The sequence below is a fragment of the Streptomyces sp. NPDC020898 genome, assembly GCF_044333925.1.
Taxonomy (GTDB): Bacteria; Actinomycetota; Actinomycetes; order Streptomycetales; family Streptomycetaceae; genus Streptomyces.
The window spans coordinates 182,214-201,309 of sequence record NZ_JBIRRV010000002.1 but is presented as its reverse complement, the minus strand read 5'-3'; the positions used below and the strand labels follow the sequence as shown (position 1 = coordinate 201,309).

Annotated in this window: 12 protein-coding genes; 6 read left to right on the top strand and 6 right to left on the bottom strand. The window is 71.5% G+C overall.

Features of this window, described 5'->3' with window-relative positions:
- Positions 1-64: 64 nt before the first annotated feature.
- On the bottom strand, positions 65-571 hold the full coding sequence (locus ACH4TV_RS08785) for a protein phosphatase (protein WP_398396553.1): 507 nt from the start codon (positions 569-571) through the stop codon (positions 65-67).
- Positions 572-696: 125 nt separating this feature from the next.
- Here ACH4TV_RS08785 and ACH4TV_RS08780 point away from each other — a divergent pair, with 125 nt between their 5' ends.
- Both ACH4TV_RS08780 and ACH4TV_RS08775 read left to right on the top strand, forming a co-directional pair.
- Positions 697-1,500, top strand: a complete 804-nt coding sequence (locus ACH4TV_RS08780; protein WP_398395725.1) for a nuclease-related domain-containing protein — start codon at positions 697-699, stop codon at positions 1,498-1,500.
- Between the two features lie 161 nt (positions 1,501-1,661).
- Positions 1,662-3,191, top strand: a complete 1,530-nt coding sequence (locus ACH4TV_RS08775) for a DUF4157 domain-containing protein (RefSeq protein ID WP_398395723.1) — start codon at positions 1,662-1,664, stop codon at positions 3,189-3,191.
- A 5-nt stretch (positions 3,192-3,196) separates the two neighbouring features.
- Here ACH4TV_RS08775 and ACH4TV_RS08770 read toward each other — a convergent pair whose 3' ends face one another.
- Together ACH4TV_RS08770 and ligD are read right to left on the bottom strand one after the other, a co-directional pair.
- Positions 3,197-4,018: a hypothetical protein gene (locus ACH4TV_RS08770; RefSeq protein WP_398395721.1), complete on the bottom strand. Its 822-nt coding sequence runs from the start codon at positions 4,016-4,018 to the stop codon at positions 3,197-3,199.
- 199 nt (positions 4,019-4,217) lie between these two features.
- Positions 4,218-5,081 (bottom strand): non-homologous end-joining DNA ligase, encoded by an 864-nt coding sequence (gene ligD / locus ACH4TV_RS08765; RefSeq protein WP_398395719.1) that lies wholly within the window; start codon positions 5,079-5,081, stop codon positions 4,218-4,220.
- Positions 5,082-5,131: 50 nt separating this feature from the next.
- Here ligD and ACH4TV_RS08760 point away from each other — a divergent pair, with 50 nt between their 5' ends.
- The gene (locus tag ACH4TV_RS08760; RefSeq protein WP_398395717.1) at positions 5,132-6,193 is read left to right on the top strand and encodes a Ku protein; all 1,062 of its coding nucleotides are present in this window, start codon (positions 5,132-5,134) and stop codon (positions 6,191-6,193) included.
- Positions 6,194-6,208: 15 nt separating this feature from the next.
- Here ACH4TV_RS08760 and ACH4TV_RS08755 read toward each other — a convergent pair whose 3' ends face one another.
- On the bottom strand, positions 6,209-6,586 hold the full coding sequence (locus tag ACH4TV_RS08755; RefSeq protein ID WP_398395715.1) for a winged helix-turn-helix transcriptional regulator: 378 nt from the start codon (positions 6,584-6,586) through the stop codon (positions 6,209-6,211).
- A gap of 83 nt (positions 6,587-6,669) precedes the next feature.
- Between ACH4TV_RS08755 and ACH4TV_RS08750 the strand changes: the two genes are divergently transcribed.
- Entirely contained in the window at positions 6,670-7,578 is a 909-nt protein-coding gene (locus ACH4TV_RS08750; protein WP_398395713.1) for an NAD(P)-dependent oxidoreductase, read from the top strand.
- A 59-nt stretch (positions 7,579-7,637) separates the two neighbouring features.
- On the opposite strand, the gene ACH4TV_RS08745 is transcribed toward ACH4TV_RS08750, so the two are convergent.
- Together ACH4TV_RS08745 and ACH4TV_RS08740 are read right to left on the bottom strand one after the other, a co-directional pair.
- Entirely contained in the window at positions 7,638-8,951 is a 1,314-nt protein-coding gene (locus ACH4TV_RS08745; RefSeq protein ID WP_398395712.1) for a beta-ketoacyl-[acyl-carrier-protein] synthase family protein, read from the bottom strand.
- Between the two features lie 187 nt (positions 8,952-9,138).
- Positions 9,139-9,594: a MarR family winged helix-turn-helix transcriptional regulator gene (locus tag ACH4TV_RS08740; protein ID WP_398395709.1), complete on the bottom strand. Its 456-nt coding sequence runs from the start codon at positions 9,592-9,594 to the stop codon at positions 9,139-9,141.
- A gap of 156 nt (positions 9,595-9,750) precedes the next feature.
- Here ACH4TV_RS08740 and ACH4TV_RS08735 point away from each other — a divergent pair, with 156 nt between their 5' ends.
- Together ACH4TV_RS08735 and ACH4TV_RS08730 are read left to right on the top strand one after the other, a co-directional pair.
- The gene (locus ACH4TV_RS08735) at positions 9,751-11,214 is read left to right on the top strand and encodes an MFS transporter (RefSeq protein WP_398395707.1); all 1,464 of its coding nucleotides are present in this window, start codon (positions 9,751-9,753) and stop codon (positions 11,212-11,214) included.
- 538 nt (positions 11,215-11,752) lie between these two features.
- Positions 11,753-19,096 carry an SDR family NAD(P)-dependent oxidoreductase gene (locus ACH4TV_RS08730; RefSeq protein WP_398395705.1) on the top strand — a complete coding sequence of 2,448 codons (7,344 nt, stop codon included), beginning with the start codon at positions 11,753-11,755 and terminating at the stop codon, positions 19,094-19,096.

Here is a 19,096-nt window from a genome sequence, read left to right as displayed (position 1 = left end):
ATTCACCGGGAAATTCACCGGGAAATGCACCGGGGAAACGCATGTGCCGTGTGGCCCGGGCGGGCTACTCCGCCAGCTCCTCCAGCAGCCGGGCCGTGGGCAGGCCCGTCCGGAGGTAGTCCACGAACAGTTCGTTGTGCAGGGCCCAGGGGGAGCGGCGGGACCTGATGAGGCGGATCGCCTCGTCGGTGCCGTGCCCGTCGTGGACGAGGGCGTGGGCGACGACGAGCCCCGACCTGTTGTAACCGCTGTAGCAGCGGACGAGAACCCTGCGCCCGTCCTCCAGCGCGGCGCACGCGGCCTCGGCGAGCCGGATCACCCCGGCCAGCTGCGTCCCGTCGAGCGGCCCGTCCGGCACGGGCCACACATGGTGCTCGACGCCGGGATCAGGCCCGTACCCGGGCAGCCGCAGCAAGGTCATCACCAGGTCGAACTCATCGTGCACGACGGCGAGTTCGAGCCCGCCCGAGCGGCTCGTGAACTCGTGCCCGCCCATCCACAGTCCGGGCACGATCTCGCTCCACGGCTCGCCCGGAGCCGGTACGTCGGGCTGCTTCCTGCGGGTCCGCAACTGCGCCGCCTCTCCTGCCCGGCCACCCAACTCGGCCACCCGACTCCTCATAAAGGTAGCCGGGTTCTTGCCGTTGGAGCACCCCGCCTGTTCCCATGGGCATGCGGTGAATGGGGTGATGGTGCATGAGCGGACTGCGCGTCATACCGGCCTGGCGCCAGGGACACGAACGGCTGTACGTCTGCCTGACCGACGGACGGAACATCGCCTGGTACGACCGTGAGTCGTCCCGGGTCAACCTGCTGAGCGAGGATCTCAGGGGGGACGTACTGGAGGCCCTGGGCCCGTTTCTCACGGGCCGGGTGACGGTGGGCCCGCCCCCGGTCCCGACCCCCGCGGAACTGGCCCGCCTCGCCCTCCATCCCGACGACGACCTGGCCCCGAACCGTCCCGGCGAGGCCCTCCAGGTCGCCCTGGACCGCGACCCGACCGCACCGTCCCGCCTCCGCCCCGACCCCCGCCGACGGGCCCTGACAGCGGAACAGGCGGTGGGCGGGGCCCTGGACGCGTTGGAGGGCGCGGGCTGGCACACCCTGCACTCGATCCCGTTACCCGGCGGCGACCGGGTCCATCACCTGGTGATCGGTCCGGGCGGCCTGTTCGCGGTCCACACCCTGTACGCCCGTAAGCAGCGGGTGGTGGTCGCCGACCCGATGGTGTCCCTGGGCCGCCGGGAATCCCGCCCGATGCTGCGCCGGGTGCGCTCGGACGCCGACCGGGCCTCGTACGCGCTGACGGCCGAGGTCCACCCCGTCCTGGCCCTGGCGGGCCCGGCCGACCTGACGGTGACGGTCGCGCCGCGGGAGGTCAGGGTTCTCCAGGACACGGACCTGTCGGAGCTCGCGCGACTGGGGGGCGTACTGAAACCGGCGGACGTGGAGGCGCTGCACGCGGTGGCCCGGGACCGGCATACGTGGGGGCGGGTGTAGCGGGGGAGGGTGTAGCAGGGGAGGGGCCGTTGCCCTTTCGGCCCACCGGTGCTGCCCGGGCGAACCTGGGCGTGGCCGGCCCGGGACCTGTATGCAGGAGGAGCCGAACGAAAGCACCACCCGCGCTGCTCGCACGGAAACTCGCACGGAAAGAGGATCTCTTGCGCGACCCGAAGCAGGGCCGGTCCGCCGACAGCGAGCACGCGCGTACGCCGGTCCGCGCACCCACTCCCCACGAGGTGCCGCTGCCCCGGGGCCCGCTCGACCTGCACACGGCCACGGCGGCCGGGAACGCGGCCGTCGTTCAGATGCTGCGTCAGGCGGGCCATCCATGGGCCCGGCACGAGCACGGCCCGGGCTGCGGACACGGGCCCGAGCAGCCGGCCGGGCAGCCCCCGGTGCAGCGCTCCGCCGTCCACGCCGTCCTGGGGAGCAGCGGCCGGCCGCTCGACGACGCCACCCGCTCCGACATGGAGACCCGGTTCGGCACCGACTTCTCGGACGTACGCATCCACGACGACGGCGCCGCGAAGGCCTCCGCCGCCGAGGTCGGGGCCCGCGCCTACACCTCCGGCAGCCATGTCGTGATCGGCGAGGGCGGCAACGACCAGCACACCCTCGCCCATGAGCTCACCCATGTCGTCCAGCAACGCCAGGGCCCCGTCACGGGCACCGACAACGGCGCGGGCCTGAGCGTCTCCGACCCGTCCGACCGTTTCGAGAGGGAAGCGGAGGCCAACGCTGTCCGGGTGATGCGTGCCGTGGCCGTTCCGTCCGCCGGCGCGTCCGTCGACCCGGCGGGCACGCCGGTGCGGGCCGCGGGCACGGGGCCGGAGGTCGTGCAGCGGGCGGTGCGTATCGGGCAGCCGGGGCTGGACGAGGTGCAGAGCCTGGACCAACTCCAGCAGGACCAGCAGTACTTGACGATCCTCACCCGGCATCCCTGGTTGGAGGAACCCATCAGGCAGCTGGCCGAGAGTGCGGTGGGCTACCGGTTCGCCAGCGCCCGTAACGTGGCCACCTGGGCGGCGCTCAAGGACGCCGTCGACCATCTGATCGGCCTGGAGGCGGGCGAGACCGACGAGCTCTCGGGCGGCAGCGCCAACTCCGACCGATGGGAGACGGCGAAGAAGGTCCTGACGGACCAGCAGAGCCTGTACCGGCAGGCCGGCGAGAGTCCGGGCGGCGGCCGCTACACCCTGTTCGGCCAGGGCTACGACCTGGAGAAGCTCGGCGAGGGCCACTACTACGCGACGAAGGTGGGCAGCGAGGAACCCGTCCTCTACCAGGGGCGGCTCACCAGCGGCAGTCTTCGTGCCATGGTCGACGCCCTCGCCGTGGACTCGGAGTACCGGCCGCAGGGTGTGACGGCGCAGCAGATCGACGAATTCGTCTGCGCGTGTCTGGCGGAGCCCTCACGCTGGCGGGGGGAGCAGGTGTTCAACATCTTCGCCGAGCACGACCAGTCGCCTCAGCCGCTCACCGGCCAGGGAGCGGGGGCACTGCCGATGACGACGGGTTCCACGTGGGAGCCCACCCTCGTGCAACTCGGACGGGAGACCCCCACCCGCGCGCTCACCTTCCTGAACACGGTGCCCGTCCTCCGCAACGCGATGGTGACGGCACTGAGCAAGACGACGAGCAGGGAGGATTTCCGGCAGCGGCTGAGGAAGGAACTCTTCGGTACGTGACCGGCTCAGTCGCGGTAGTGCTCGGGGGGCACGGTGTCGCCCTTGCTGTATCCGTAGGCCGCGCGGACCGAGGTGAAGAGCGCCCAGTGCACCGCCTTGGAGGTCTGGACGAGCCGTTCGAACGCCTCCTCCATGGCGGTCTGCGTTTCCTGGTACCAGGTGTCGAAGGCGTTGCGGTCTGCGGGGTTCTGCAGGTCGGTGTTGCGTTTCACGCCCCGCGCGACCTGGTCGGTGATGGTGGTGACGAGGTGGTCCCTGAGGGCTTCCAACCGTGTGCCGTCTCCCCATTCCGGTGTGCCGCAGTCCGCCAGGATCTCTCTGACCTGGGCGGAGAAACCGCCGAAGGCGATCGAGTTGGGATCCGAGCCGTCCGCGTTCATCGGGGCCCCGCTGGAAGCAGACCGGAACCGTCGGTTGTCACGCAGTCTTCCGGCGGATCGGGCCGCGTCGGTCAGCTGCTGGTGGTGCTGCGTGAAGTTCCACTCCTTCGACGTGAACTCGGGCCTCTTCTCGTTCGCGTCCAGCATCACGACACGTCGGCCGATGCGCTCGGTGAACGTGTCGCCGCAGCCCAGCAGCAGGGAGTCGAGCCCGTTGAAGATGTGCTCCCCCTGCGCGTGGCCCGCAGAGGGCGCGCGCTGGACGACCGTCTGGGGGTGCCCGGCCCGTTGGAGCACATGAACGACCGCGGAGTTCCCGGCGGCCCGCTGCAACGCGGCAAGCCCCCCGGCCGCCACCCCCGCGCGACCGGCCCCTTCGGACGGGGTCCGCACCAACGGACGGTTCCGGTCCGCCGCCGGGTTCTTGGCAGGGCCGTGCGCGCGCATGGAGGGACCTTCCGCTAGTCAACAGCTGACGTTCCCTCTCTGGATACGCGACGAGAGTCCCGCCGTACGAGGTGCGTGAGGGCAGAGTCCGGTGCACGATCGGGCGGCGGCGTGGAGTGCTGCGGTGTTCTGCGCGGGCAGCGCGTCGCTGGATCGACATCGCAGGCCCGCCGGGACGACGACTACCAGGCCGTGTCGGTCAGGCTCTCAGCAGCGGCGACAGCAGGTCCCCGTGCGTCTGGAGTCTGGGCGCGATATCCCTTGCCCGGAACGTGAGTTGGGCCGCGTCCGTGCAGTCCGCCACCTCCGCCCACGTCACCGGTGTCGACACCGTCGGTTCTGCTCGCGCCCGCAAGGTGTACGGCGTTGCCGTCGTCTTCCGGGCCGCGTTCTGGCTGTAGTCGACGAAGACCTTTCCGGGGCGCAGGCTGCGCTTCATGCGGTGGACGACCAGGTGGGGGAGGGTGCGTTCCGCCTCCACCGCCAGTTCCTTCGCGTACGCGGTGATCTCCCCGGACGGGGTCCGGGCGGCCGGGGCTGCCAGGAGGTGGAGGCCCTTCGAGCCTGACGTCTTCGCGTGGGCCTCGATGCCGTCCGACTCCAGCCGGTCCCGTAGCCAGAGGGCGACCTCGCAGCACTCGACGATCGTGGCGGGGTGCCCGGGGTCGAGGTCCAGGACGAGGCGGTCGGCCTCGCCGGGGGCGCTGATGAGCCACTGGGGGGTGTGGAACTCCGTGACGAGGTTCGCCGCCCACATCAGCGAGGGCAGGTCCTGGATCAGGACCATGCGGGCCGGGCCCTCCGACCTCGGGACCTCCGCCGTCGTGACCCAGTCGGGCGTACCCGGTGGCACGTTCTTGGCGAAGAAGACCTGGCCGTCGGGGCCGTCCGGATAGCGGAGGAAGGACAGTGGGCGGTCGTGGAGGTGGGGGAGGAGGGCGTCCGCCGTGGTGGCGTAGTAGTGGAGCAGCTCGCCCTTGGTGAAGCCCGTCGCCGGGTGGATCACCTTCTCCAGGTTGGAGAGGACCACCCTTCGCCCCTCCACCTCCGTGATCGGCGTCATACCATGAGAATCCCATGAAATGCGTATAAAACGACCCGGAAGGTGCTCCTGTGCGATCCATCTGGAACGGCGCCATCTCCTTCGGGCTGGTCAGCATCCCGATCAAGCTGGTGAACGCCACCGAGAGCCACTCGATCTCCTTCCGGCAGATCCACGTCGAGGACGGTGGCCGTATTCGCTATCGCAAGGTCTGCGAGCTGGAGGACCGTGAGGTCAGAGGGGACGAGATCGGCAAGGCGTACGAGGCCGCCGACGGGGCGATGATCCCCATCACCGACGAGGACCTGGGGTCCCTTCCCCTTCCCACCGCCAAGACCATCGAGATCGTGGCCTTCGTGCCGAGCGACCGTATTGATCCGCTGCAGATGGACACCGCCTACTACCTTTCCGCGAACGGCGTTCCGGCCGCAAAGCCCTACACCCTCCTGCGCGAGGCGCTGAAGCGCAGCCAGAAGGTCGCCATCGCCAAGTTCGCGCTCCGGGGGAGGGAACGGCTGGGCATGCTGCGCGTCGTCGACGACGTCATCGCCATGCACGGGCTGCTCTGGCCCGACGAGATCCGGGCCACGGACGGTGTCGCCCCCGACGCGAGCGTCACCGTGCGGGACAAGGAACTCGATCTCGCCGACGCCCTCATGGACACCCTCGGCGAGGTCGACCTCGCCGACCTGCACGACGACTACCGCGAAGCCGTCGAGGAACTCATCGCCGCGAAGGCCTCCGGCGAGGAGGCTCCGCACGCACCGGCGCCGGCGAGGGGCGGCAAGGTGCTCGACCTGATGGCGGCCCTGGAGAAGAGCGTGCGGGACGCGAAGGAGTCCCGGGGCGAGGACGTCGCGGAGGGGAAGGAACAGGAGGGCGCGGCAGAGGTCCAGTCCTTGCGGGGACGTCGTACGGCCGCCTCCAAGGCGGCGCCCAGAGCCGCCTCCAAGTCCACCCCCAAGGCCGAGGCGGGGAAGAAGTCGACGTCCACGGCGAAGAAGGCCGCCGCCAAGAAACCCGCCACCACCAAGAAGGCGACCGGCGCCGCCAAGAAGAGCACGGCCAAGAGCGCTACGGCCAAGTCCGCCGCCCCGGCCAAGAAGACCGGCGCCCGCAAGCGTTCGGCGTGATCCTGAAAGGGATGCCTAGCTGTGTGAGGGCTCGGGCTCGGGTACCTCGACCGATTCGGACTTTTCGCGGCGGATCCGCTCAAGCCCCCAGTCACCGAGCGGCCCGAGCGCCTGGTTGAGGGTGCGCCCGTGCTCGGTCATGGAGTACTCCACCCGCGGCGGCACCTCGGCATAGACCTTCCGGTGCACGAGTCCGTCCTCCTCCATCTCCCGCAGGTGCTGGGTCAGCATCTTCTCGCTCACTCCGGGCAGACCCCGACGGAGCTCGCCGAAGCGGCGTACGGGATGGGCGTCGAGTTCCCAGAGGATCAGCCCCTTCCACTTGCCGCTCACCACGTCGAGCGCGGCGTCGATGCCGCAGATGTAGGGCCCGCACCTCGGCGCCTTGGCCATCACTGGTCCCCTTACTAAAAGGTAAGTACCGCAGAAAATAGTGGGTACTTCCGAGAATAGTGGCGCCCTCCGAGGATGGAGAGGTGAACGAACAACTGAGCCACACCACCAGGCAGAACAGTCCTGTCACCGTGATCGGGCTCGGCCCGATGGGCCAGGCGATGACCCGCACCCTCCTCGCGGCCGGCCACCCGGTCACCGTCTGGAACCGCACCGCCGGCCGGGCCGACGGCGTCGTCAGCGACGGGGCGACGCTCGCGGCGACACCCGGCGAGGCGGTCGTAGCGAGCGACCTCGTGATCCTCAGCCTCACCGACTACCAGGCGATGTACGACGTCCTCGGCAGCTCCACCACATCGCTTGCCGGCCGGACGCTGGTCAACCTGAGCTCTGACACTCCCGACCGCACACGCGAGGCAGCGACCTGGGCAGCGGGCCACGACGCCACCTTCCTCACCGGAGGTGTCATGGTCCCCTCGCCGATGGTCGGCACGGAGGCGTCCTCCGTCTACTACAGCGGCCCCGACCAGGTGATGAAGAGCCACCTGGCGACGTTGACACTGCTCGGCACACCCAAGTACCTGGGCGAGGACCCGGGCCTCGCCCAGATGATGTACCAAGCCCAACTCGCGATGTTCCTCACCACCCTGTCCGGCCTGATGCACGCCACCGCGATGCTGGGTAGCGCAGGAGTGAAGGCGCAGGAAGCGCTGCCGGAGTTGCTCTCCTTCGCCGGTTCGATCGGCGACATTCTGCGGGCCGGCGAAGAGAAGCCCGGCGCCGCGCTGGACGCCGGAGAGCATCCCGGTGAACTGAGCACGGTCACCATGATGGGTGCGACGACCGACCACATCGTCGAGACCAGCACGTCACTCGGCCTCGACCTCGCGCTCCCCCTGGCCGTGCAGGCCCACTACCGGCGTGCGATCGAGGACGGACACGGCGGCGACAACTGGACCCGCATCATCGACAGCATCCGAAAGGCGCGCTGACCGAACGCGGGAGTGGCGAACGTACGTTCAGCCGTGGTGCCGCCCGGAGCAAAGCGGCGTCACGCCGTGCGCCGCAGCGCCAGTACCGCGTTGTGGCCGCCGAAGCCGAACGAGTTGCTGAGCGCCAGGTCGCCGTGGACGGGCAACGGGCGCGGGTCGCCCGTCACCACGTCCAGGCCGATCGCGTCGTCCTGCTGCTGCGCCGCGCCGCCGATCGTCGGGGGGATCGTGCCGTGGTGCAGGGTCAGAGCCGTGGCCACCGCCTCCACTCCGCCCGCGGCGCCCTGGAGATGGCCGAGGTGACCCTTGAGGGCCGTGACGGGGACGCGGGCGGTGCCCAGCGTGCCCAGCACGGCCCGTAGGGCGTTCGCCTCCGCCAGGTCGCCGTCGATCGTGGACGTGGCGTGGGCGTTGATGTGGACGATGTCCCCGGGGTCGGCATCCGCGTCCCGCAGGGCGCGGCGGAGGGCCAGGGCCACGCCGGTGCCCGTCGGGTCGGGGGCCGCCATGTGGTGGGCGTCGGCCGACAGGCCCCAGCCGGCGGCCTCGCAGTAGACGCGGGCGCCCCGCGCTCGTGCGTGGTCCTCGGACTCCAGGACCAGGAAACCCGCGCCCTCGCCGTTCACGAAGCCGTCGCGGTCCTTGGCGAAGGGGCGGGACGCGAAGCCCTCGGTGAGGGGGCGCGTCGACAGGGCGCGCATCGCGGCGAACGACGCCATGATCGCCGGGGTGACGACAGCCTCGGCGCCTCCCGCGAGAGCGAGGTCGACATGGCCGTACCGAATGCGGTCGATGGCCTGTCCGATCGCCTCCGTGCCCGAGGCGCAGGCGCTGGTCACCGTGCGGGCCTCGCCCGTGATGCGCAGGGCCAGGGAGATCTGGGACGCCGTCTGCGACGGCACCGTCATGGGGGTGGTGAGGGGGGAGACCGCGCGCGGGCCCCCGTCCCGGAGGCGTCGGTCGCCGCCCACCAGGACCGACGCGTCGCCGAGGATCGCGCCGACCGACACCCCGACGCGGTTCGAGTCCAGGCCGCTCGCCGTCGTACCGGCTTCGGCGAGGCCCGCGTCCCGCCAGGCCTCCCGCGCCGCGAGTAAGCCGAACTGCGCGGCCCGGTTCATCCGGCGGGCCTGGGGGCGGGGGAACAGGTCCGCCGGGTCCACGGGGACCGTGCCGGCCACCCGCACCGGCAGGCCGGCGAACTCCGTGCCGGTCAACTCCCTTATTCCGCAGCGGCCTTCGAGAAGGCCGCGCCAGAGGTCGGGCACGCCGACGCCGAGCGGGGTGACGGCGCCCAGGCCGGTGACGACGACTCGCCGGGGGTGCCTGGTGGAGGGGTGAGGGGTGCGGGGGGCGTCCGGCTTCGAGCACATGGCGGGCCTGCTTTCCCGGGTGCGGTGCGGGACCTTCGGCGACGCACCTCACATCTCCCCGGATCAGCGGTAGTTCATGCTTCAACGTGCGAACGTGTGGGTGGCGAGCGGGCGTTCGGGGGTGGCGGGTCCTCGGCGATCGGACGGTTCGACGGTTCAGGGGCTCGTGGTTCCGGCCGTTCAGGAGTCAGTCACGCGGCCACGGCCGTCCGTCCAGCTTCTCCACGCCGCCGTTCAGCCGGGCCAGATGCGCGGCGAAGTCCGTCACCTGCTCCTCCGTCCAGTCGTCCATGATCGTCGCAAGGCCGTCCCGCTTCTCCGTGCGGTCGGCGGCCAGGCGCTGCTCGCCCTCCTCCGTCATCGCGAACTTGCGCGCGATCCCGCCCGCCGGGTCGGGGATGCGTTCGACGATTCCGGCCCGCAGCATCGCCGCGGTCTGCCGGTTCAGGGTGGAGGTGTCCAGGCCGAAGGCCGCGCTCAGCTCGCCGATCGACATCGGGCCCTGCACCTGGATGCGGCTGAGCAGCAGGTAGGCGCTGCGGTCGAGGCGTCCGACGGCGCCCCGCGCCTTCGGGGTGAGCAGATGCATGTACCGGCCCAGCAGCATCAGCTCGAACTCGACCAGATCGACCGGCTTGTCCATACGGGTTTCCTTCGGCTCCTGAACGGGCCTCCCCTCCGGCAGGCCCCCTCCCAAGTTAGAGGGTTCACGAATGATATGTATGATGCACTTCTCGTGCATCATGCATATCCTCTCCAGGACACCTTGTCCGGACGTCTTGCCCAAGGAGTAATCACCGTGGACAGTCCCAAGCCCGACGCCGGCTCCGGCAGGGTTGTCGGCATCCTCGCCTTCGCCGGCATCGTGGCCGCGATCACGCAGACCCTCGTGGTCCCGCTGATCGGGGAGCTGCCGACCATCCTCGACACCTCCGCCTCGAACGCCTCCTGGGTGATCACCGCCACCCTGCTGGCCGCGGCGGTCGTGACCCCGGTCGCCGGTCGACTCGGTGACATGTACGGCAAGAAGCGCATGCTGCTCGTCTCGCTGCTGCCGCTCATCCTGGGCTCCGTCGTCTGCGCGCTGTCCTCCTCCGTGATCCCGATGATCGCCGGGCGCGGGCTCCAGGGCATGGGCATGGGCGTCGTACCTCTGGGCATCAGCCTGCTGCGTGACGTCGTACCGGCGGAGAAGCTCGGTTCGTCCATCGCGATCATGAGCGCGTCCATGGGGGTCGGCGGTGCGCTCGGACTGCCGTTCTCCGCGGCGATCGCCGAGAACGCCAGCTGGCGGGTGCTGTTCTGGGTCGTGGCCGCGCTTTCCCTCGCCGTCGCCGCGCTGATCGCGGTCTTCGTGCCCGCGGGGCGCGAGAACAGCGCCGCCGGACGCTTCGACCTGCTCGGTGCGATCGGTCTCGGCACCGCGCTGATCTGCCTCCTCCTTGCCGTGTCGAAGGGCGCCGACTGGGGCTGGGGCAGCGGCACCACCCTCGGGCTGTTCGCCGTCGCCGTGGCCGTGCTGCTGGCCTGGGGCTGGTGGGAACTGCGCAACACCGAGCCGCTGGTCGACCTCCGGGTGACCGCCCGTCCGCAGGTGCTGATGACGAACGCGGCCTCGATCCTCGTCGGGTTCGCGATGTACGCCCAGTCCCTGGTCATCCCCCAGCTGCTGCAGCTGCCCGAGGAGACCGGATACGGCCTCGGCGAGTCCATGCTGGCCATGGGCCTGTGGATGGCTCCGGCCGGGCTCATGATGATGGTGATGTCGCCGATCGGTGCCATGCTCTCCGCCGCCCGCGGGCCCAAGGTCACGCTCTCCGTCGGCAGCCTGATCATCGCCATCGGGTACGGCATCTCCCTGCCGCTCGTCGGCTCCGGCTCCCCCTGGGGCCTGCTCGCGGTGACCATCGTCATCAACACCGGTGTCGGCTTCGCCTACGGCGCCATGCCGGCCCTCATCATGGGCGCGGTCCCGAAGTCCGAGACCGCCTCGGCCAACAGCTTCAACACCCTGATGCGCTCGATCGGCAGCTCGTTCTCGGCCGCCCTCATCGGCGTCGTCATGGCCCAGATGACCACCGACTTCGGTGGCTTCGCGCTGCCCTCCGAGGCCGGCTTCCGGTCCGCCATGATGATCGGCTGCGGTGTCGGCCTCGCGGCCGCGGTCGTCGCCTTCCTCATCCCGGTCCGCCCGGCGGCGGTGGCAGCGGCCGACGAGGTCGTTCCGGAGGTCGCCCCCGAGGTGTCCGAGGCCAAGGCCTGATCCTCAGGACGCATCCGCGCAACGAGCCGACCTCCCCAGGTTTCCGCCGGGGAGGTCGGCTCGTTTCGTCGTGTCATGCCTCTTGTACCGGAAGGGGGTCTGGAATTAGATGGTCTGTCAGTCCCCGCCGGAGCGCGGGTCTTTGTCCGCCCGGAGGGTGTCCTTCCGCGGTCCGATTCGGCCGCTGTGGTGCGTGCATGCAGAATTTACAAAGTTTCCTTCGTCTGATGACCGTGTTTCCTGGGCGTGAGGCAGAAGTGAATTCGACCGGGCGTCTGACACTTCCCTGACGCCAAGGGGTGTATCGCCCGGTCTGCGGTGACGTCGTAACTGATTGGAATTGGGCGGGTTTTCGGCTCTTGCGATGCCCGGGCGGGGCTGGCCGAATGGAATCGGCCGCATACGGAAAGTTCCACGCCATGTTGACTCGCGAGTAATGGCGGCGCTAGCTTCCCGTTGGATTCCCCCCTGAAGTGAAGTGCTTCCGCGCCGCTCAAAACCCCCCACCGTGCAGTTTCACCGATTATTTCGGAGAATCATGACGTCTGCCGTGCGCGCCGTTGAACTGATCATCGGAGTCACCCCCTTCGGAGAGTCCGACGCCCGGCTCGCCGCCGCGGTCAGCCGGGCCGGTGGCCTGGGCGTACTCGACCTGGGCCTCGGCGACCGGAGAGCCAGAGACGCCCTGGCGCGGATACGACGCCTCACCACCCCCGGCTCCCGCTACGGCGTCCGGGTCGGCCCCCACTGCCGGCTCACCCCGGCCGAACTCGCGGGTGACGGCGGCCCCGACACCGTGATCCTCGCCTCCGACGCACCCGCCGGGCTCTGGCCGGTCCGTGATGTCGCCGCCCACCACCGCGTCCTCGTCGAGGTCACCGACCCGGACGAGGCCCTCGCCGCCGTCCGCGCCGGTGCGCACGGGCTGATCGCCCGGGGCAGCGACGGCGGCGGCCGGATCGGCGAGCTGAGCACCTTCGTCCTGCTGCAACGGTTCCTCGCCGACCCCGGCATCGACCTCCCCGTCTGGGCCCGCGGCGGCATCGGCCCCCGTACGGCTGCCGCCGCCGTCGCCGGGGGAGCGGCGGGTGTCGTCCTCGACAGCCAACTCGCCCTGCTCGCCGAGTCCTCGCTGCCGGAGGCCACGGCCGCCGCGCTGCGCTCGATGGACGGCTCGGAGACGGTCGTCGTGGCCGGCCACCGGGTACTGCACCGGCGCGGTCCCGACGCCCCGCCCGTACCGGCCGGCGATCCGGCGGCGGTCGCGGCGATGCTCGGCGCCCAGGACCTCCGCACCCAGCTCCTCCCGGTCGGCCAGGACGGCTTCCTCGCCGCCCGCTTCGCCGCCCGCTGGGGCGACACCGGCCGCACGGTCCGCGCCCTCACGGATGCGGTGCACGATGCCGTACGAGGTGACGACCCCGTACGTGCGTTGCGCGCCGGTTCCCCGATGAGCCGGGCCCTCGGCACCCAACTCCCCGTCGCCCAGGGGCCGATGACCCGCGTGAGCGACCAGGCGCGGTTCGCCGCCGCCGTCGCCGGGGGCGGCGGCCTGCCCTTCGTCGCGCTCGCCCTCGCCAGTGGCGAACAGACCCGGACCATGCTCGCGGAGACCCGGGAAGCCGTCGGCGACGACCGTCCCTGGGGCGTCGGCGTCCTCGGGTTCGCGCCCGAGGAGTTGCGCAACGCCCAGCTCGAAGCCGTACGGGAACTGCGGCCCACGCACGCGATCATCGCGGGCGGCCGGCCCGCCCAGGCCGAGGCGCTGGAGCGGGCCGGGATCGCCACCTTCCTGCACGTGCCCTCGCCGGGGCTGCTGAAGCAGTTCCTGGAGGCCGGGGCCCGCCGGTTCGTGTTCGAGGGGTCCGAGTGCGGCGGGCATGTCGGACCGCGCGGCAGCTTTCCGCTCTGGGAGGCCCAACTCGCCGTCATCGAGGACTGGTCGGACTCGAACGGAGAGGGGGCCGCCGAGCGGATCGAGGTGTTCTTCGCGGGCGGCGTCCACGACGAGCGGTCCGCCGCGATGGTCGCCGCCCTCGCCGCTCCGCTGACCGCACGCGGCGCCGCCGTCGGTGTACTGATGGGCACCGCCTACCTGTTCACCGAGGAGGCCGTGGCCTGCGGAGCGGTCCAGCCGCTCTTCCAGCAACAGGTCATCGACGCCACCGGCACCGCGTTGCTGGAGACGGCACCCGGTCACGCCACCCGGTGCGTCCCCAGCCCGTTCAGCGACAACTACCGTGAGATCGAAGCCGAGTTGAGGGCGAGCGGGGTACCCGACCGGCGGATCTGGGAGGAACTGGAGCGGCTCAACGTCGGCCGGCTGCGCATCGCCAGCAAGGGCATCGAGCGGGACACCGACGGCGAGTTGGCGACCGTGGACGAGCAACGGCAGCTTACCGAGGGCATGTTCATGGCCGGGGAAGTGGCCGTACTGCGCTCGGCGACCACGACCATCGGCGCGCTGCACCACTCCGTGGCGGGCGGCGCCGCCGACTTCCTCACCGGCCGGGCGGCACAGCTGCGGGAACGGCTCGGTGTGTGGGCGGGGGAGGAGACCGAGGAAGCCCCGGCTCCCGCGCCCCTCGACGTCGCCGTCGTCGGCATGGCCTGCATGTTCCCGGACGCCCCCGACCTCGCCGCCTTCTGGGCGAACATCCTCGGCGGTCACGACGCGGTGGGGGAGGTGCCGGCCGACCGCTGGGACCCCGCCGTGCACTATGCGGAGGCGGACGGGGACGGTGGCGTCACCACGTCCAAGTGGGGCGGCTTCCTGCCCCGGATTCCCTTCGACCCGCTGTCCTACGGCATTCCGCCCACCTCGCTCGGCAGCATCGAGCCCGTGCAGTTGCTGGCGCTGGAAGCCGCCCGGCGGGCCCTGGCGCACGCCGGATACGGCGAGCGGGGGCGGGAGTTCGACCGCTCGCGCACCTCGGTCGTCTTCGGCGCGGAGGCGGGCAGCGACCTGTCCAACGCGGGCACGCTGAGAGCCGTACTGCCTTCCTACTACGGCAAGGTGCCGGACGGGCTCGCGGATCAGCTGCCCAAGCTGACTGAGGACTCCTTCCCCGGGATGCTCTCCAACGTCATCTCCGGGCGGATCGCCAACCGCCTCGACCTCGGCGGCGCCAATTACACGGTCGACGCCGCGTGCGCCTCGTCTTTGGCCGCCGTCGACGTGGCCTGCAAGGAACTGGTGGGTGGGACCAGCGACGTCGTGCTGTGCGGCGGCGCCGACCTGCACAACGGCATCAACGACTACGTGCTCTTCTCCTCCGTGCACGCCCTGTCCCCGACCGGACGTTCGCGCGCCTTCGACAGCTCGGCGGACGGCATCGCCTTGGGGGAGGGCGTCGCGTGTGTCGTGCTGAAGCGACTGGCGGACGCGGAGCGCGACGGCGACCGCATCTACGGGGTCATCAAGGGGGTCGGCAGTTCGAGCGACGGGCGGTCGCTCGGCCTGACCGCTCCCCGGCCCGAGGGGCAGCGGGCGGCGCTGCAACGGGCGTACCGCAACGCCGGGGTCTCGCCCGCCGAGGTCGGGCTCGTCGAGGCGCACGGCACCGGGACCGTGGTCGGCGACCGTACCGAACTCACCATCCTGAGCGAGGTGTTCAGCGAGGCCGGAGCCAAGTCGGGCGCCGTCGCCCTCGGTTCGATCAAGTCGCAGATCGGACACACCAAATGCGCCGCCGGACTGGCCGGCCTCATCAAGACCGTGCTCGCCCTGCACACCGGGGTCAAGCCGCCCACGCTGCACGTCAGCAAGCCCAACTCCGCCTGGGAGGAGGGCAGCAACCCGTTCGTCTTCCACGACCGGGCGCGGCCCTGGGCGGCTCCGGCGGCCGAACGCGTCGCAGGGCTCAGCGCGTTCGGGTTCGGCGGCACCAACTTCCATGTGGTGCTGGAGGCCTACGCCGACGCGGCTGAGCCCGTGCAGGGTCTGGACGCCTGGCCGGCCGAGCTGTTCACGTTCCGGGGGGCGGACCTCGCGGGGGCCCGGCGGGCCATCGAGGATCTGTTGAAGGCGGCAGAGACGGGGGTGGCGGGCGGGGCGGGCGCCGGTGCCGAGGGGGCTTCCTGGCGGCTGCGGGATCTCGCGCTCGGCGCCTCGCGCCGTTCCGACGCCCGGCACGAGCCCGTACAGGTGGCCGTCGTGGCGACGGCTGCCGCCGGACCCGCCGGGCTGGTCGGGCAGTTGCGGCGGGCGCTGGCGGGGGAGCACGATCCGCGCGCCGGTATCCACCTCGCGCAGGGCGCCGGGGAGGAAACGGGTCAGGTCGCCTTCCTCTTCCCCGGGCAGGGCAGCCAGCGGACCGGGATGCTCGCCGAGGTGTTCGTCGCGCTGCCCGAACTCCAGTACTACCTGGAACTCGGCCGCGACCACGCCGACCTCCTCTACCCGCCCACCGCGTTCGACGACGCCACCCGCGACCGCCAGAAGGCCGCGCTCACCGACACCCGCGTCGCCCAGCCGGCCCTGGGCATCGCCGGCCTCGCCGCCCACGCCCTGCTCACCACGGCAGGCGTACACCCGGACATGGCCGCCGGGCACAGCTACGGCGAACTCGTCGCCCTCAGCGCGGCCGGCGCCCTCGACCCGGAGGCCCTCCTCACCCTCAGCGCCGCACGCGCCGACGCGATCCTCTCGGCCGCCGACGAAGCCAACGGCGACGACCCCGGCACCATGGCAGCGGTGTCGGCCGGCGCCGAGGACGTCACGGCGGCCCTGCGCACCGCCGACGCGCCCGCCTCGGTCGTCGTCGCCAACCACAACTCGCCCCAGCAGACGGTCATTTCAGGCCCCGCGGCGGCGGTCGACGAGGCCGTACGGCTGCTGCGCGCCGCCGGGCTCGGCGCGAAGCGCATCCCCGTCGCCTGTGGCTTCCACAGTCCGCTGGTCGCCGGGGCGGGGAAGCGGTTCGCGGCGGCGCTGGCCCAACAGCCGGTACGCACACCTGAGTTCCCGGTGTGGTCCAACCGCACGGCCGCCCCGTACGGCGCCGGCGCCGACGCGGTGCGTGCCGAACTCGCCGCCCAGATCGGCGCCCCGGTCGGTTTCGTCGCCCAGATCGAGGCCATGTACGAGGCGGGCGCCCGGATCTTCGTCGAGGCAGGCCCCGGATCCGTACTGACCCGGTTGGTCGGACAGATCCTCGGCGACCGCCCGCATCGCATAGTCGCCTGCGAACCGCGTCCCGACAGCGGACTGCACGGCTGGCTGGACGCCCTGGCCCAACTGGCCGTCGCGGGGCTGCCGGTGCGCACCGACTGGCTGTTCCACGGGCGCGACGCCGTCGACGCGACCCGGACCGAGGCGCCCAGGCGGCCCGGCTGGACGGTCGACGGCCACCTCGTCCGCACCGCCGCCGGCGAACTCCTCCCCGGTGCCCTCGCACCGGCCCGACGCATAGTGGAGACGACGGCAGTGACCGCGAATCACCAGGACGGTGCCCCCGGGGCCGGTGGCCGGGACGCGCTGATCTCCGAGTTCCTGCGCACCAGCCGGGAGATGGTCGCCGCCCAACGGGACGTACTCCTCACGTACTTCGGCGCGACGCCGGGCCAGTGGATTCCCGGACCGGCCGCTCCTGAGCTGACGCAGGTGGCCCAGATCCAGCAGGCGGCGGCACACGTGCCGGTGGCCGCTTCGCCGCCCGCGCTCTATGCCGTTCCCGGGCCGGTCGCCGAGGGGTTCAGCGAGGCGGATGTGCTGGCGGTGGTGCTGGAGATCATCAGCGAGCGGACGGGTTATCCGGTGGACATGATCGAGCCGGATCTCGATCTGGAGGCGGATCTGAGTATCGACTCGATCAAGCGGGCTGAGATTGCCGGTGAGTTGGCGCAGCGGCTCGGGGTCGGGGGTGCCGGGGCGGATATCACCGCGTTCGGGGATGCCGAGTTGGAGGATCTCGCCAAGGCTCGTACAGCAGCTGCGGTGACGGGGTGGCTGGCGGCGCGGCTGACGACGTCTGTGTCCCCGCCCGCACTTGCCGCCGTTCCCGCGCCGGTCGCCGAGGGGTTCAGCGAGGCGGATGTGCTCGCCGTGGTGCTGGAGATCATCAGCGAACGTACCGGCTATCCGGTGGACATGATCGAGCCCGACCTCGATCTGGAGGCCGACCTGAGTATCGACTCGATCAAGCGGGCCGAGATCGCCGGTGAGTTGGCACAGCGGCTCGGGGTCGGGGGTGCCGGGGCGGATATCACCGCGCTCGACGACGCCGAGTTGGAGGATCTCGCCAAGGCCCGTACGGCCGCCTCGGTCACCGGATGGCTCGCGGCGCGGCTCACCGGGCCGGCCGAGGCCGAGGAACAGCCGGCCGAGTCGCAGCCCCTGCGGCCCCAGGCAGCCGACGCATCCCCGGACGTCACCGGTGAGGCGCCGAAGCGGTTCCAGTTGCGGCCCGTGCTCCTGGAGCAGCAGGACGGGAACGGGACCGCCGACCCCGCCTCCGTGCTGGCCGGAAAACGGTTCGCGCTGCTCGGTGACGACGACGGCGGCGCGGTGGCCCGCGAGGTCGCGGCGCGGCTCGCCGGGCACGGCGCCGAGGCGGTGGTCCTCGGGGCCGAGTATCTGCTGACCGGGGCCGACGGACCGCTCGACGGGGTGCTGTATCTCGACGCGCTGGCCGCGTCCCGGCCGCCGGTACTGCCCGAGGCGTTCCCCGTGTTGAAGGCGGCTCTGGGGCTCGGCCCGCGCCGGCTGTTCGCCGTCCGGGTGGCCAAGGAAGGCGCCCTGGACGAGGGCGAGTTGAGGTCGGCCGGGCTCCACGGGCTCTTCCGGACGATCGCCCGCGAGTACCCGGAGACGGACGCGCGGATCATCGACCTCGGGTCCGGTGAGACGGGCGCCGGTGCCGTCGCCGACGCCCTGCTGGCCGAACTGCTCGCCTCCGACGGGACCCCGGTCGTCCTGCGAACGGCCGCCGGGCGGCACGGACTTGAGCTGGTCGAAACCCCGCTGGGCGCCCTCGGCACCACCGGCGCCGGGCCCGCCGGGGACGGCGCCGCAGAGGCCGCCGCCGTCGGACTGGACCGCGACAGCGTCGTGCTGCTGGTCGGTGGGGCGCGGGGCATCACCGCGAAGTTCGCTGCCGCGCTGGCCTCCGCCTCCCGGTGCCGGATCGAACTCCTCGGCCGGACACCCGCACCGGAGGGGACGGAGGACGCGGCCACGGCAGGCGCCCGTACACAGGCCGAACTGCGCGCCGCCCTCGCCGCCCGGGGCGGACTGAAGCCCGCCGAGATCAACCGCGAGGCTGAACTCCTTCTCGCCCAGCGGGAGATCAGGGCCACCCTCGACGAACTCCAGGCCCTCGGCAGCCCGGCCCGCTATCACTCCGTCGACTTCCGGGAACAGGACGCCGCGCTCCAGGCGGTCAAGGAGATCCACGCCGAACACGGCCGCCTCGACGGGGTCGTCTACGCGGCCGGGGTGATCGAGGACCGGCTCATCGCCGAGAAGACCGCCGAGTCGTTCCGGCGCGTGTACGGCACCAAGACCAGCGGCGCCGAGACCCTGCTCGCGGCGCTGGACCAACTCCCCAACAGCCCTTCCTTCGCCGTCCTGTTCGGCAGTATCTCGGCCGTCCTCGGCAACCGGGGCCAGGTCGACTACGCCGCCGCCAACGACGCCCTCCAGAGCCTCGGTGCCGCCTGGGCCGCCCGGAGCGGACAGCGGGCCCTGACCGTGCACTGGGGGCCATGGGCGCCGACCGGCGGCCACACCGGCATGGTGACCCCCGAACTCGGGCGCGAGTACGCACGGCGCGGGGTCAAGCTCATCGATCCTGAGGAGGGCACAGCCGCGCTCCTCCGCGAACTGGCCTGGGGCGAGGAGTCGGCCGACGCCGTCGTCTACACCTCGTCGGGCTGGTAG